Below are 13,682 nucleotides of genomic sequence, written 5' to 3' on the forward strand. Positions count from 1 at the left end.
GGGTTCGACACACCGGCCGGGCACGGGTCAACCGCTCAAGTGTGGCATGCGGGCCGGAGACACCTCGGCGGCACCCGCCGTACGCTCTGGTTGGATGGACTCAGGAGGTGCGCAGGCATGAACGAACTCACCGCATTCGAGGGCGGCCGGTAGCCGTGTCGACCCTTTCCGACCTGCTCGCCGAGAACACCGGCCTTCCCGGTGAAGCGGCCGACCACCTGCAGACTGTCGTCGCGGAGTGGCAGCTGCTGGCCGACCTGTCGTTCGCCGACTTCCTGCTCTGGGTTCCGGTTTCCGCGGAACACCAGCCCGACGGCGGCGATTTCGTGTGCGTCGCGCACGCCCGGCCGACCACCGCGCCCACCGCGCATCCCGAGGACGTCGTCGGCACCCGGTTCACCGTGGACGAGCATCCGCAGCTGGCCAAGGCCATGCGCGAGGTCAAGATCTGCCGCGAGGAAGACCCGCACTGGTACCGCGACCTGCCGATGCGCCGCGAAGCGGTGCCGGTGAGCTTCGGCGGCGAGGTGATCGCCGTGCTGAGCCGCGAGACCAACCTCGCCGCGCCGCGCGTGCCGAGCCCGTTGGAGATCGCCTACCTCGGCAGCGCGGGCGACCTGTGCCAGATGATCGTGGACGGCACCTTCCCGCCCGCCGGCGGCAACCAGACCGACACGCACACCAGTCCCCGCGTCGGCGACGGCCTCGTCCGGCTCGACCAGGCCGGCACTGTCGTGTTCGCCAGCCCCAACGGCCTGTCCGCCTACCACCGGATGGGCCACGAATCGGACCTCGTCGGGCAGCGGCTGGCCCCGCTCACCCGGTCGCTGATCCGCGACCCGTTCGACGCCACCGAGGTGTCGCACCGGATCATCGAGGCCCTCGACGGCAAGCCGTCCACCCGCACCGAGGCCGACTCGAAGCGCGGTGCGGTCGTGCTGTTCCGTGCACTGCCGCTGCGCCCGGCCGGACAGCCCGCGGGCGCGTTGGTGCTGGTCCGCGACGTCACCGAGGTCAAGCGCCGCGACCGCGCGCTGATGTCGAAGGACGCCACGATCCGCGAGATCCACCACCGCGTGAAGAACAACCTGCAGACCGTCGCCGCGCTGCTGCGGCTGCAGTCGCGGCGCACCACGAGCGAAGAGGCCCGGCTGGCGCTGGGCGAATCGGTGCGGCGGGTGTCGTCGATCGCGATGGTGCACGAGGCGCTGTCGATCTCCGTCGACGAGCGCGTGGACCTGGACAAGCTGCTCGACAACGTGCTCCCGATGGTCGGCGAGGTCGCCACCGCGGAATCGCAGGTCGGCATGACGCGCAAGGGCTCGTTCGGCGTGGTCGTGGCCGAGATCGCGACGCCGCTGGTGATGGTGCTGGCCGAACTGGTGCAGAACGCGATCGAGCACGCGTTCCCTCAGGGACGGCCGGGCAAGGTCGAGCTGATCGTGGAGCGGTCGGCGCGCTGGCTGGACATCCTGATCCGCGACAACGGCCGCGGCCTGCCGTCCGGGTTCTCGCTGGAGCGCAGCGACGGGCTCGGCCTGCAGATCGTGCGGACGCTGGTCGAATCGGAGCTGCGCGGATCGCTTTCGCTGCGCCAGGTCCGGACCGACGAGGCGGGCAACCGGGTCCCGGGCACCGAGGCGGCGCTGCGGATTCCGCTGTCGCGGCGGCTCTAGAAAACCCGGCGACAGTTCGGCGGCGGCTGGTTAATGTCCGCCGCATGACCGGACTCACGTGGCGGCCGCTCACGAAAGCGGACGCCCAGTCGTCGGCCGATCTGCTCAACGACATCGAGGCGGTCGACCGGATCGGCGAGTACTACACCGCGGAAGACACGCTCCAGGAACTGATCGATCCGTATGCCGATCTCGAACGCGCGAGCCTCGCCGCGTTCGACGGCGACCGCATGGTCGGCTACATGAAAGTCCGCTACAAGCTGTTCGCGGACGAGGTCGACCGGGTGTTTCTCGACGGCGGGGTGCATCCGGCCCACCGCCGCCGCGGAATCGGCGCCACGCTCGTGAAAGCCGGGATCGAAGCGGCGAGAACGGTGCACGCGGCGCACCACCCGGAGCTGACGCTCTTTGTGGACGTCCACAAAGCAGAGCACATCGAGGGCGTGCCGGAACTCGTTCGCTCGCAAGGGTTCGCGCCGGTCCGGTATTTCCAGCGGATGGAACATCCGCTGGGCGGTGCGGTCGCGCCGATGCCCGGCGGGTTTCACGTCGAGCGGTGGTCGGCCGAGAACGCCGACGAGTTCCGGCTCGTCCGCAACGAGTCCTTTGCGGACCATTGGAACGCGCCGCCGCTGCCCGCGGACGCGTGGCAGCACAAATTCGCCAGTCACGCTCTGCGGCCGGAACTCAGCTTTCTGCTGCGGGACAAGGAAACCGGCGTTCCGGCGAGTCTCGTGCTCATCCTGTCCTGGGCCGCCGACACCGAGGTGACCGGCGTCCGCGACGCGCACTTCATGGTGATCGGCACCATTCCCGGTTACCGGAAACGCGGACTTGCCAGCGCGGGCATCGCACACGCGCTGCGGACCGCCGCCGAGCACGGATACGACCAAGCCAGCCTCATCGTCGATTCAGCGAGCGAGGCCGGAGCTCCTGGAGTTTTCGAGCGCGCCGGGTTCACGCCCAAGATGCGTTACGTGCGCTGGGCTCTCGAAGCCTGAGGTGTCCACATCGGACCCCAGACGCGTTGAAGGGCCGGTACCAGTGAAGCTCGGCGGTACCGGCCCGTTCAACGTTCCGCGGGAGGACTTGGATAGTCCTGGGTGAGGCGGCACCCGGATGCGGGGTGGCCGTCCTCGGTTGTTACGCTCGAACCGGGTATGTGTCGCCATGTGCGGCACGGGCACGCGAATGCCCGCCGGGCGAAAGTCCGGTCCGAGGTGGTGGTGCTTGCGATTCTGGGTGCTGCAGCTGAGTCGTGAGACTCAGGCGGTGGTACGCGTGCCGATGTGCGTACGGCGGCGCTTGAGCGCGCGTCGCTCGTCTTCGCTCATTCCGCCCCAGACGCCGGCGTCCTGGCCGCTGGCCAAAGCCCAGGCCAGGCAGTCGGAAGCTGCGGGGCAGCGGTGGCACACGGCCTTCGCCTCGGAGACCTGCAACAGAGCCGGACCGCTGGTTCCCACCGGGAAGAACAGCTCGGGGTCCTCGTCTCGGCAGGCCGCGTCGTGGCGCCAGTCCATGTTCGTGAGCTCCTTCACAGTGACGCGGGAGGGCCGCGCCACAGTAGTGGCGGTCGTGTTTTTGGGTGCTTGTGAATGCTTTCACGAAGCACCGCGTTCGACAAGTGTTTCGACAAGATCGGTGAGTCAGCTCACCCGGCCGAGCTATGCCTCTGACCTGCGGTTTCGTTCTGAAAAGGTCCGCTCGCCGGAAGGCCGGTGCGGTGAACGGAGGGTTTGCGTCGCCGAGCGGCAGGGCGCACTTTGCCGCGGGCGATCAGTGGTCACCTCGTCATCCGACTACGGTGAGTGCATCCGGAACGCTCTGGAACTCGACCCGGGTGCGTTGCCCGACGAGGTCCCCGTCGACCTGGAAGTTGACCGGTTCAGCTGCGTCGATGCGGATCAGAGGCACATCGTCGCGGCGGAGCAGACGGCGGCCGTGCTGATCGCTCTCCGTGAGGAGAGCTTGCCGTACATGCGTGAACACGGTGGGCAATCGCAGACCGTTCAACGCGAACAGGCCCAATCCGGTCTCGAACGAGCAGCCGGAGTTGAGGTGGACCGGGCGTTCCCCGAGGTAAGTCCACGGATCGGTGTTCGACACGAACGCCGTCACCGCCTCGGCCGGTTCCTCGCCCGGGATCCGGACGGTCAGCGCCGGCCGCCCGAGCGGAGGACGGAAGTAGGAGCGGACGGCGGCCCGCAGATAGAGGCTCGCGCTGGTTTGCTTGCCGCGCCGTTTCGCGACGCGGCCGACGACGTCGGCGTCCCAGCCGAGCCCCGCGTTGAAGGTGAACCAGTGCCCGTCGGCCAGTCCGAGGCCGATCCGCCGGGTCCGTTCGGTTTCGAGCGCGGTGAGCAATTGGTGGGTCGCCTCGACCGGGTCGGCGGGCAGGCCCGCCGCGCGCGCGAACACATTGGCCGAGCCGCCCGGCACGACGCCGAGCATCGGGACGGACCCGGAGCGTCCGGGAGCGCCCGCGGAATCGGCGAGCAGCCCGTTGACGACCTCGTTGACCGTGCCGTCGCCGCCGTGCGCCACCACCAGGTCGTAGCCGTCGCGGGCCGCTGACCGGGCCACCGCGAGCGCGTGCCCGCGATAGTCGGTTTCGACGACGTCCAGTTTCACCTGGCTGGCCAGCGCGTGCGCCAGCACGTCCCGGCCACCCGCGGTGGTCGAGGTGGCCTGGGGGTTCACGACGAGGATGGCGCGCACTACCGCAGGGTAAGTGCTTTCCGCCCGGCGGACGTACCTCCAGCGCCACATGGTGACGCGAAGCTCAGCCGCTCGCGCGCGCCGTCCCGGCTCGGTGACCTTGGCGACCCTGTGGCGGGCGGTCCTCCTCTGCAGACGGCGAAAACTCCGCGCGTCGTGACAAGTGCACCCGGGCCGACCGCCCGCTCATCCACGACTACCCCGATTTTCTCTTCGCCCGCCGCCCCGGAAAACGGCCGACCGGGTGGCATACGATCGGTAGTGCTCACGCACGGTGACTCGCGCTGGTCGGGTGGCTGTGCTCCCGCCCGGAAGTTCCCGCGAAGTTCCGCACAGCAGCTGAAAGGGCCGCGCCCGTGTCGCATCCCGAGAACCCGCCGCCCACCCCGCTCGAGGTCCGCCTCGCCGGCGTCCTGACCGGGCTGCCCGGGCTGGGCCTGCTGGTCTTCGGCGTGGTGCTGCTGGTGCACGGGCTGCAGAACCCGCCGATCCCGGGCAACAACGTGTGGGCCGAATTCGGCACCTACGCGGTGCTGGCGCTGATCTTTCTCGCCGCCTCGGTCGGGCTGCTGCTCGGACAGACGTGGGCGCGCTCGCCCGGCGTCGTCGTGGCGCTGCTGGTGATCGGGGTCGGCTGGTACCTGCTCGGGCCGTCCGGACAGCCGCTGTGGGGCGTGCCGATCGGGCTGTTCGGGCTGGCGGCGCTGGTGCTGCTGTTCCGCCGTCCGTCGCGGGCGTGGGCGCTCGGCATGCACGACGACGAGACCGAGGAAGAGGCGGCCGAGCGCGGTGGTCTCGCGGGGCGGCGTGCCGAGCGGGAACGCAACGAACAGGACTGAGCGACAGTGACGTCACGTCATAGCGGACAGGTGACGCGACGACACTGGTCGTAACCCCTCTCGGGCGATGGAATCGGTACCGCGCAACCGAATTCATCCGAATTCCGAAGAGGGGAACCCATGAGGAGACTGCGTCTCGTCGTGACCAGCACAGCGGTCGTGTGCGGACTGCTCGCCGGGGGATTACCGGCAGCGGCGGGCACCGCTGAGGTCCCGGCCCGCTACGCCGGCCAAGCGCTGGACTGGCACGCCTGTGCCCCGGGCGAGCTGGCCGATCTGCCGCCGGGCACGGACATCTCCGGGCTCGAATGCGCCGGCTACCGCACGCCCCGGGACTGGGACCGTCCGGACGACGGACAGGACCTGACCATCGCGATCAGCAGGCTCAAGTCCACCGGCGCCACGACGGAGTCGGTGCTCACCAACCCGGGCGGCCCCGGCGGACCCGGCCGCTGGTTCCCGGCAATGCTGCGCGGCCAGAGCAAGCTGCGCGAGCATCAGGAGATCATCGGCATCGACACCCGCGGCACCGGCCGCAGCACCAACGTCACCTGCGGCGGCGCGGCCAGCACCGGTGAAGATCTCGACCCGCGCGACCGCGACCCGCGCAATCTCAACCAGATCGTCGACGCGGTCCAGTACGTCGCGACCGCCTGCCACGAGGCCTCGGGCGAACTGGCGGAGCTGATCAGCACTTTCCAGAACGTGCGAGACCTCGACCTGCTGCGGACCCTGCTCGGCCGGGACAAGATCAACTGGATCGGGTACTCGGCGGGCACCTGGCTCGGCGCGCATTACGCCCAGCAGTTCCCGCAGCACACCGGCCGGTTCGTGCTCGATTCCTCGACCCTGTTCACCGGGACCTGGCAGCAGTCGTTCGACTTCCAGCCGGCGGGCTACGAACGCCGCTGGCGACAGGACTTCCTGCCGTGGCTTGCCCGCTACGACGCCAAGTACCACTTCGGCACTCGCGGCGAGGCGGCCCGGCGAACCTACGAAAGCGTCCGGTACGCGCTGGCCCGCGAGCCGGTCGAGGTGAACGGCACGAAGATCGGCGCGGTCAAACTGGACTCCTTCATCATCGGCGCGCTCAAGGCCAAGAGCCAGTTCCCGGCGATCGCCGCCGTGCTGGTCCAGGTCAAAACGCTGACCGACGCGCGGGCTTCGGCGCAAGCCAAGGGCGACGCTCGCGCGGCGCTCGGCAAGACGTTGTCGGAGTCGAAGAAGTCCGGTCCGATGGACGTGGCGGCCCAGGCCGGTGCTGATGACGCGATGGTGTCTACGTTGATCACGACCCTGTGCAATGACGGGCCGTGGACGGGCAACCGGCAGTCGCTGATCCGCCGGTCGCAGGAATACCTCGACCGGGGCGTGACCCTGCACAGCTCGCTGTGGATGTCGACGCAGGTCTGTGCGTTCTGGCCGGGCAAGCCGCGGCCGATGCCGGTGCTGAACGGGAAGGGCGTGCCGCCAGTGGTGATCGTGCAGTCCGAGCACGACCCGGCCACGCCGATCGAAGGCGTGCGGAAGGCGCATGCCGCGTTCCAGAACTCGCGGATGCTGACTGTCACCGGGGAAGGCGACCACGGGATTTACGGGATCGGCGGCAACAAGGCGGTGGACAGGGTGGTCGACGACTATCTGGTAGACGGCGTCGTCCCGGCGGACCAGAGCCTGCCGGGGCTGCCGTTGCCTAAGCCGTAAAAGACTCGTGCGTGCTGCTCACGGTGAGAACCGTGAGCAGCACGCACGACTCAGGCCTCCTTGGCGAGCACCTTCAGCGGCTCGTCCGTCAGCCGATACACCGACCACTCGTCCTGCGGCAACGCCCCGAGCGCCCGGTAGAAGCCGACCGCCGGGTTCCAGTTGAGCACCGACCACTCCAGCCGGTGATAGCCCTTGTCCACGCACTCCGCGGCCAGCGTCGCCAGCAGTACCTTGCCGAGGCCCGAACCGCGCTGCTCCTCGCGCACGTACAGGTCTTCCAGGTAGATCCCGTGCGTGCCACGCCAGGTGGAGAAGTTCAAGAACCACAAGGTGAATCCGGCGATCTCGCCGTCCACTTCGGCCACGTGGCCGAACAGCGCCGGTGCCTCGCCGAACAGCGCGCCGTGCAGCTGCTCGGAGGTGAGATGGCATTCCTGCGGGGCGCGTTCGTACTCGGCCAGCGCGTAGACGAGCTCCACGACGGCGTCGACGTCTTCCGGCCGGATCCGCCGTACGCGGGGGTCGGTCACTTCATCCCTCCAACGCGGGCAGCAGGTTCAGGTGCTCGATCTGCGGTTCGCCGCGCTCGTCGCCGAGCACCGCGAGACCGGCCGGGTCCAGTCCGAAGTGGACACCCGAGGTGCCGGGCAGGCCGAGCCAGCGCGCGACGAGCACGCGGCTGAAGTGCCCGTGCCCGACCAGGACCACGTCGCCGTTCTCGATTTCGCGCCGGGCCCGGTCGAGCACCTTGTCCGCGCGCGCCTGTACGTCCTGCGCGCTTTCGCCGCCGGGGATCGGGCGGGTCCAGACGGTCCAGTCCGGGACCGTCTCGCGGATCTCCGGCGTGGTGACGCCTTCGTAGTCGCCGTAGTCCCACTCGGCCAGGTCCTCGGTGACCTCGTCCACGCGCAGGCCGGCGAGTTCCGCCGTGCGCAGCGCGCGGCCGCGCGGGCTGGAAAGCACCAGCCCCGGCCCGCCGAGCAGGGTTCGCAGGGTGCCGCCCGCCGCGCGCGCCTGGTCCTCGCCCGCCGGGGTCAGCGGGATGTCGGTGCGTCCGGTGTGCTTGCCGTTCGACGACCATTCGGTCTGGCCGTGCCGGAGAAGAAAGAGCCGATGTGCCACGCGGCCGAATATAGCCGGGGCGGGTTTGCCCGGCAGGTTCGTCGTGTGCGAGGCTACTGGTGAGTAACTTCACCTGGGAGGTGCTGATGGGTTCGCCGTCGACGTACGGGCTGTGGCGCAAGCTGGCCGCCAAACCCGGTGGCAAGCAGCTGTTTTCCGCCGCAATGTGCCTGCGCGTGCCCTACTTCGGCACCGTCTTGCCGACCATCCGCGAGATCCGCCCCGGGCACTGTTCGGTGACCGCGCCGAAGTGGTGGGGTGTGCACAACCACATCCGGACCTTCCACGCGATCGCCGCCTGCAACCTCGCCGAGATCGCGATGGGCATGCTGGCCGAGGCCACCGTCCCGGCTACGCACCGGTGGCTGCCCAAGGGCATGGAAGTGAGTTACGTCGCGAAGGCCGGAACGGGGTTGCGCGCGATCGCCGAATTGCCGGAGATCCCCGAGTTCGGCTCCGCGGGATTCGATCTTCCGGTTCCGGTGCGGATCGTGGACTCGCGCGGGACTGAGGTGGTCACCGCGACGATCACGGTGTGGGTCACGCCCCGGAAAGCCGCCTGACCGGCGAAACCTGTACTTCCCGTTACCCCGGCCGAGTGAAACTTAACACCGTTTACTGGGCAAATGCGAATAGCGTTCGTTTTAGCCTTGCCAGGGTGCTCCGCGCCACGTCAGCATGCCGGGCATGGCCTCCCTCAACCGTCGCCGATTCCTCGGCCTCGCCGCGCTGAACTCCGCCGCGGCCCTCGGACTGACCAGCATTTCGGCGACGACCGCGCGCGCGGCGACCGTCGCGCCGCTGCCGGACTACTCGCCCGCGGTGGTGATCGGCACCGGGTACGGCGCGGCAGTCACCGCGCTGCGGCTCGGCGAGGCGGGCGTGCCCACGGTGATGCTCGAAATGGGCCAGCTGTGGAACGAGGCGGGCCCGGACGGCAAGGTCTTCTGCGACATGCTGAAGCCGGACCGGCGGTCGATGTGGTTCAAGAAGCGCACTGAAGCGCCGCTCGCGTCGTTCCTGTGGCTGGACGTCGCGAACCACGACATCGATCCGTACGCCGGGGTGCTGGACCGGGTGAACTACGGCGGGATGTCGGTGTACGTCGGGCGCGGCGTCGGCGGCGGATCGCTGGTGAACGGCGCGATGGCGGTGCAGCCGAAGCGTTCGTACTTCGAGGAAATCCTGCCGCAGGTGGACGCCGACGAGATGTACGGCAAGTACTACCCGCGCGCCAACGCGGGCCTCGGCGTGAACCACATCGACGAGGACTGGTTCGAGACCTGCAAGTCGTATCAGTTCGCGCGCGTTTCCCGGAAAGCCGCGCAGAAAACCGGCTTGAAGACCACTTTCGTGCCGAGCGTCTACGACTTCGACTACATGAAGCAGGAAGAGGCCGGCACCGTCGAGCGTTCGGCGCTGGCGTCCGAGGTCATCTACGGCAACAACCACGGCAAACGTTCGCTGGACAAGACGTATCTCGCGGCCGCGCTCGGCACCGGGCACGTGACCATCCAGACGCTGAGCGAGGTCCGCGAGATCATTCAGCAGCAGGACGGCACGTACACGCTCGTCGTGCGCGAGTCCGACGCGCTCGGCAACGTGCTGTCCACCAAGCATCTGTCCACGAAGTACCTCTTCCTCGGCGCGGGCAGCCTCGGCTCGACCGAACTGCTGGTGCGCGCCCGCGACACCGGACGGCTGCCGCGGCTGTCCGAGGCTGTCGGCCAGGGCTGGGGCACCAACGGCAACGTGATGCTCGGTCGCGCCAACCACGTGTGGGACACGACCGGCAGCCTGGAAGCCGGGATGCCCGCGCTCGGCATCGACGACTGGGACAACCCGACGCATCCGGTGTTCGCCGAGATCGCGCCGGTGCCCGCCGGGCTCGAGACGTGGGCGAGCCTGTACCTGGCGATCACCAAGAACCCCGAACGCGGCCATTTCACCTACGACGCCGCCAGCGATTCGGCGAAACTGCAGTGGACGCCGGACCAGGGGCAGCCGTCGATCGACGCGGCGAAATCGTTGTTCGACCGGGTCAACAAGGCGAACTCCACGATCTACCGCTACGACCTCTTCGGCGACACGCGGGCGTTCGAGAACCGCTTCACCTACCACCCGCTCGGCGGATTGGTGCTCGGCGACGCGACCGACAACTACGGGCGCGTGAAGGGCTACCGGAATCTGTACGTGACGGACGGTTCGCTGATTCCGGGCAGCACCGGCGTGAACCCGTTCGTGACGATCACCGCGCTGGCCGAGCGCAATATCGAACGGGTCATCGCCGAGGACGGTGTGCGCGCCTAGCGGTGCGCTGACCGCAGCTTTTCGTAGTACGCCACGCAATCCGCGTAGGAGGGCAGCAGGCCCTGGTCGAGCGCTTCGGCCAGGGTCGGCGCTGCTTTGTCCTTTTCGGACACAATAGGCGCCAGTCCGGCGGGCCACGGCAGCTCCAGTGCCGGGTCGAGCGGGTTGATCCCGTGCTCGCCCGCCGGGTTGTAGGGCTCCGAGCAGAGATACGACATCGCGGTGTTGTCTTCCAGCGCGATGAAGGCGTGCCCGATTCCCTCGGCCACGTACACCGCGCGGAATTCGGACGAGTCGAGCCGTACCGAGTCCCATTCGCCGAACGTCGGCGAGCCGACGCGCAGGTCCACCACCACGTCCAGCAGCGAACCGCTCGGGCAGTAGACGTACTTCGCCTGTCCGGGCGGGGTGTCGGCGAAGTGCACGCCGCGGATCGAGCCCGCGCGGGAAACGCTGTGGTTCGTCTGCGCGACCCGCAGCGGGTGCCCGGCCGCGCGGACGAACGCCTCCTCCTGCAACGGCGCGACGAACAGCCCGCGTTCGTCGGGGAACACGCGCGGGACGAACTCGAAAGCGTCGGGGACCTTGAGCGGGCGGAACTCCATGGCCGTCACCATATCGAGTGCGTTTTACGGCGCCGGAACGGAACTGCTTCCGAAACCGGACGGACGTCTTGGGAATCGCGAATCTGTGACATGAGCCGCACCGAGGGGTCGGGTCCGACCGGGGGCCTGTCATGATTGACGAACCGCAGCGTCGGCGGCCATCGCCACACCCCACGGATCGGATGGCCGTGCAGACGCCTCGCCGACAGGCCGGCGCTACCGCGCTGGGCTGCCGTCCGGAGGACGAGTTCCCACACGCGACGGGCGTGTTCGCCCGTCGACCAGGTGGTCCCCCGCTCGCAGTCCCAGGAGTACGTTCGATGACCCAGACCCATCCGCCCGCTTCCGTCATTTCCACGACAGGAACCCCGATGACCGACCAGGCCAGCACCGTCGCGGCCGTGACCGACGCCGAGATCTTCACCGGGCACGAGGGCGGCAAGCTCTCCGTGGCGGCGACCCGGCCGATCTCCGACCCGCGCGACCTCTCGATCGCTTACACGCCCGGAGTGGCGAAGGTGAGCCGCGCGATCGCCGAGGACGCGGCCAAGGCGAAGCGGTACACCTGGGCGGACCGGCTCGTGGCAGTGGTCAGCGACGGCACCGCGGTGCTCGGCCTCGGGGACATCGGCGCGAGCGCGTCGCTGCCGGTCATGGAGGGCAAATCGGTCCTCTTCAAGACCTTCGGCGGGCTGGACTCGATCCCGCTGGTGCTCGACACCACCGACGTCGACGAGATCGTCGAGACCCTGGTGCGGCTGCGCCCGTCGTTCGGCGCGGTCAACCTCGAGGACATCTCCGCACCGCGCTGCTTCGAGCTGGAGGACAAGCTCAAGGAAGCGCTGGACTGCCCGGTCATGCATGACGACCAGCACGGCACCGCGATCGTCACCCTCGCCGCCCTGCGCGGCGCGAACCTGGTGCTCGACCGCGACATCGCCGGCGAGCGCGTCGTGGTGTCCGGGGCGGGCGCGGCCGGGGTGGCCTGCGCGAAGATCCTGCTCGCGGCTGGCGTCGCGGACGTGACGGTGCTTGATTCGCGCGGCATCGTGCACGCCGGCCGGGAGGATTTGAACCCGATCAAGCGGCAGCTGGTGGAGACCACGAACAAGGCCGGGCTGACCGGCGGGTTGGCCGAGGCGTTGCGCGGGGCCGATGTGTTCCTCGGGCTGTCCGGGGCGACGATCGATCCTTCGCTGCTGTCGACGATGGCGGACGACTCGATTGTGTTCGCGCTGTCCAATCCGGACCCGGAGGTGCACCCGGCGGTTGCCGCGCAGCACGCGGCGATTGTCGCGACCGGGCGCAGCGATTTCCCGAACCAGATCAATAACGTGCTGGCGTTCCCCGGGGTGTTCCGCGGGGCGTTGGACGCTGGGGCCCGGGCGATCACGGAGAACATGAAGCTGGCTGCCGCGGACGCGATCGTGGCGGTGGCTTCGGATGATCTCGGTCGGGATCGGATTGTGCCCAGTCCGCTGGATCCTCGGGTCGCGCCGGAGGTGGCTGCCGCGGTGGCCAAGGCTGCTGAGCAGGACGGGGTTACTGGCTGACGGTCTTTGCGGGAAGGCCCCTTGGCGCCGGTCGCCAGGGGGCCTTTCTTGTACGGCGCTTTTGGACTTGCTGGTCCATTTTTTGCGCGCCACCTTGGTGGCATGAAGATCGGATTGCGCGGGTACGGCGTTTGGCAGGTCGGGGCGTTGACGACCCCGGCGATGGCTTCCGAGATCGAGCAACTGGGGTATTCCGGGCTGTGGCTCGGTGGTCCTGGGGTGGATCTGGCCGGGATCGACGAGCTGTTGGGGGCTACTGAGTCGGTGGTGGTGGGGTCGAGCATCGTCAATGTCTGGTCGGGGGATCCGGCGGTGCTGGCTCGCTCGTATCAGCGGGTGGCTTCGAGGTTTCCCGGGCGGTTTGTGCTCGGGATTGGGGTTGGGCATCGGGAGCAGTCGGCGGGGTATGAGCGGCCGATGGACGCTGTTCGGCGGTTTCTCGATGTGCTGGACGAGGGCGGGGTGCCGGTTTCCGGGCGGGTGCTTGCCGCTTTAGGGCCTCGGATGTTGGAGCTGGCTGCTGAGCGGGCTGGTGGGGTGGTGCCGTATTTGGTTCCGCCTTCGCATACGCGGCTTGCTCGGGCGGCGGTGGGTTCTGCCGGGTTTGTCGCGCCGGAGCAGAAGGTGGTGGTGAGTCCGGATGTGGTTCGGGGGCGTGAGGTCGCTCGGGGGCGGGTGGAGCATCCTTATTTGGGGTTGGTTAATTATGTGAGCAATTTGCGGAGGTTGGGGTATTCGGATGAGGATTTGGCTGGGTCTGATCGGTTGATTGACGATCTCGTGGCGGTGGGGGATGTCGCCGCGGTTGCTCAGCGGTTGGGGGAGCATCGGGCAGCGGGGGCGGATCATGTTGTGGTGCAGGTGATTACGGAGAAGTACCAGACGCATCCTGGGTTGCCTGGGGTGCGGTTGCAGGTTTACGACGATGAGGTGATGGGGGTTTATCGGGAATTGGCGGAGGGGTTGTTTTAGAGGCTGCTCGTCGCCTGGCGGCGACATTGCGTTCGGGGTGGGGGCCACCACCCCGAAGGTTGATTGTGCTGACGGTTCGGGGGTGCTTGTCAAGGCGGCGACGAGGCCGACGCGATCCCGGACCCCGCCGGGTTCCGCGCGCCGTGGAACGCCGAACGGATCGGCACGCCCGCCTCGGTG

General features: G+C 68.6%; 13 protein-coding genes. 8 read left to right on the forward strand and 5 right to left on the reverse strand.

The annotated features are described in order from the left end of the window. Positions 1–155 precede the first annotated feature (155 nt). Together ABZX37_RS44620 and ABZX37_RS44625 are read left to right on the forward strand one after the other, a co-directional pair. The gene (locus tag ABZX37_RS44620) at positions 156–1,676 is read left to right on the forward strand and encodes a histidine kinase N-terminal domain-containing protein (protein ID WP_344270812.1); all 1,521 of its coding nucleotides are present in this window, start codon (positions 156–158) and stop codon (positions 1,674–1,676) included. A gap of 44 nt (positions 1,677–1,720) precedes the next feature. Next, positions 1,721–2,677 carry a GNAT family N-acetyltransferase gene (locus tag ABZX37_RS44625; RefSeq protein WP_354750360.1) on the forward strand — a complete coding sequence of 319 codons (957 nt, stop codon included), beginning with the start codon at positions 1,721–1,723 and terminating at the stop codon, positions 2,675–2,677. 264 nt (positions 2,678–2,941) lie between these two features. On the opposite strand, the gene ABZX37_RS44630 is transcribed toward ABZX37_RS44625, so the two are convergent. Both ABZX37_RS44630 and ABZX37_RS44635 read right to left on the reverse strand, forming a co-directional pair. Next, positions 2,942–3,196 carry a WhiB family transcriptional regulator gene (locus ABZX37_RS44630; RefSeq protein WP_009082948.1) on the reverse strand — a complete coding sequence of 85 codons (255 nt, stop codon included), beginning with the start codon at positions 3,194–3,196 and terminating at the stop codon, positions 2,942–2,944. A 271-nt stretch (positions 3,197–3,467) separates the two neighbouring features. Next, positions 3,468–4,394 carry a diacylglycerol kinase family protein gene (locus ABZX37_RS44635; protein WP_116202565.1) on the reverse strand — a complete coding sequence of 309 codons (927 nt, stop codon included), beginning with the start codon at positions 4,392–4,394 and terminating at the stop codon, positions 3,468–3,470. Between the two features lie 356 nt (positions 4,395–4,750). Here ABZX37_RS44635 and ABZX37_RS44640 point away from each other — a divergent pair, with 356 nt between their 5' ends. After that, complete coding sequence (locus tag ABZX37_RS44640; protein WP_354750363.1) at positions 4,751–5,233, forward strand: hypothetical protein; 483 nt, start codon at positions 4,751–4,753, stop codon at positions 5,231–5,233. Positions 5,234–5,353: 120 nt separating this feature from the next. Continuing rightward, positions 5,354–6,937, forward strand: coding sequence for an alpha/beta hydrolase (locus ABZX37_RS44645; RefSeq protein ID WP_354750365.1), 1,584 nt, complete (start codon positions 5,354–5,356; stop codon positions 6,935–6,937). A gap of 50 nt (positions 6,938–6,987) precedes the next feature. Here ABZX37_RS44645 and ABZX37_RS44650 read toward each other — a convergent pair whose 3' ends face one another. Both ABZX37_RS44650 and ABZX37_RS44655 read right to left on the reverse strand, forming a co-directional pair. Beyond that, the gene (locus tag ABZX37_RS44650) at positions 6,988–7,470 is read right to left on the reverse strand and encodes a GNAT family N-acetyltransferase (protein WP_009082938.1); all 483 of its coding nucleotides are present in this window, start codon (positions 7,468–7,470) and stop codon (positions 6,988–6,990) included. 1 nt (position 7,471) lies between these two features. After that, positions 7,472–8,062, reverse strand: coding sequence for an acid phosphatase (locus ABZX37_RS44655; RefSeq protein ID WP_344270839.1), 591 nt, complete (start codon positions 8,060–8,062; stop codon positions 7,472–7,474). A gap of 86 nt (positions 8,063–8,148) precedes the next feature. Here ABZX37_RS44655 and ABZX37_RS44660 point away from each other — a divergent pair, with 86 nt between their 5' ends. Next, positions 8,149–8,625, forward strand: a complete 477-nt coding sequence (locus ABZX37_RS44660) for a hotdog fold domain-containing protein (RefSeq protein WP_354750376.1) — start codon at positions 8,149–8,151, stop codon at positions 8,623–8,625. 124 nt (positions 8,626–8,749) lie between these two features. Then, a complete protein-coding gene (locus tag ABZX37_RS44665; protein WP_354750368.1) occupies positions 8,750–10,372 on the forward strand; it encodes a GMC oxidoreductase in 1,623 nt (540 codons plus the stop codon). On the opposite strand, the gene rfbC is transcribed toward ABZX37_RS44665, so the two are convergent. Beyond that, a complete protein-coding gene (rfbC, locus tag ABZX37_RS44670; protein WP_354750370.1) occupies positions 10,369–10,977 on the reverse strand; it encodes a dTDP-4-dehydrorhamnose 3,5-epimerase in 609 nt (202 codons plus the stop codon). The genes ABZX37_RS44665 and rfbC overlap by 4 nt on opposite strands. Positions 10,978–11,348: 371 nt before the next feature. Here rfbC and ABZX37_RS44675 point away from each other — a divergent pair, with 371 nt between their 5' ends. Together ABZX37_RS44675 and ABZX37_RS44680 are read left to right on the forward strand one after the other, a co-directional pair. Next, positions 11,349–12,530 carry an NADP-dependent malic enzyme gene (locus tag ABZX37_RS44675; RefSeq protein ID WP_354750378.1) on the forward strand — a complete coding sequence of 394 codons (1,182 nt, stop codon included), beginning with the start codon at positions 11,349–11,351 and terminating at the stop codon, positions 12,528–12,530. Positions 12,531–12,632: 102 nt separating this feature from the next. Further along, entirely contained in the window at positions 12,633–13,502 is an 870-nt protein-coding gene (locus ABZX37_RS44680) for a TIGR03620 family F420-dependent LLM class oxidoreductase (protein ID WP_354750372.1), read from the forward strand. The last annotated feature ends 180 nt before the right edge of the window (positions 13,503–13,682 follow it).

Origin of the sequence: Amycolatopsis sp. NPDC004079, from assembly GCF_040610415.1 — a bacterium.
GTDB classification, from domain to species: domain Bacteria; phylum Actinomycetota; class Actinomycetes; order Mycobacteriales; family Pseudonocardiaceae; genus Amycolatopsis; species Amycolatopsis halotolerans.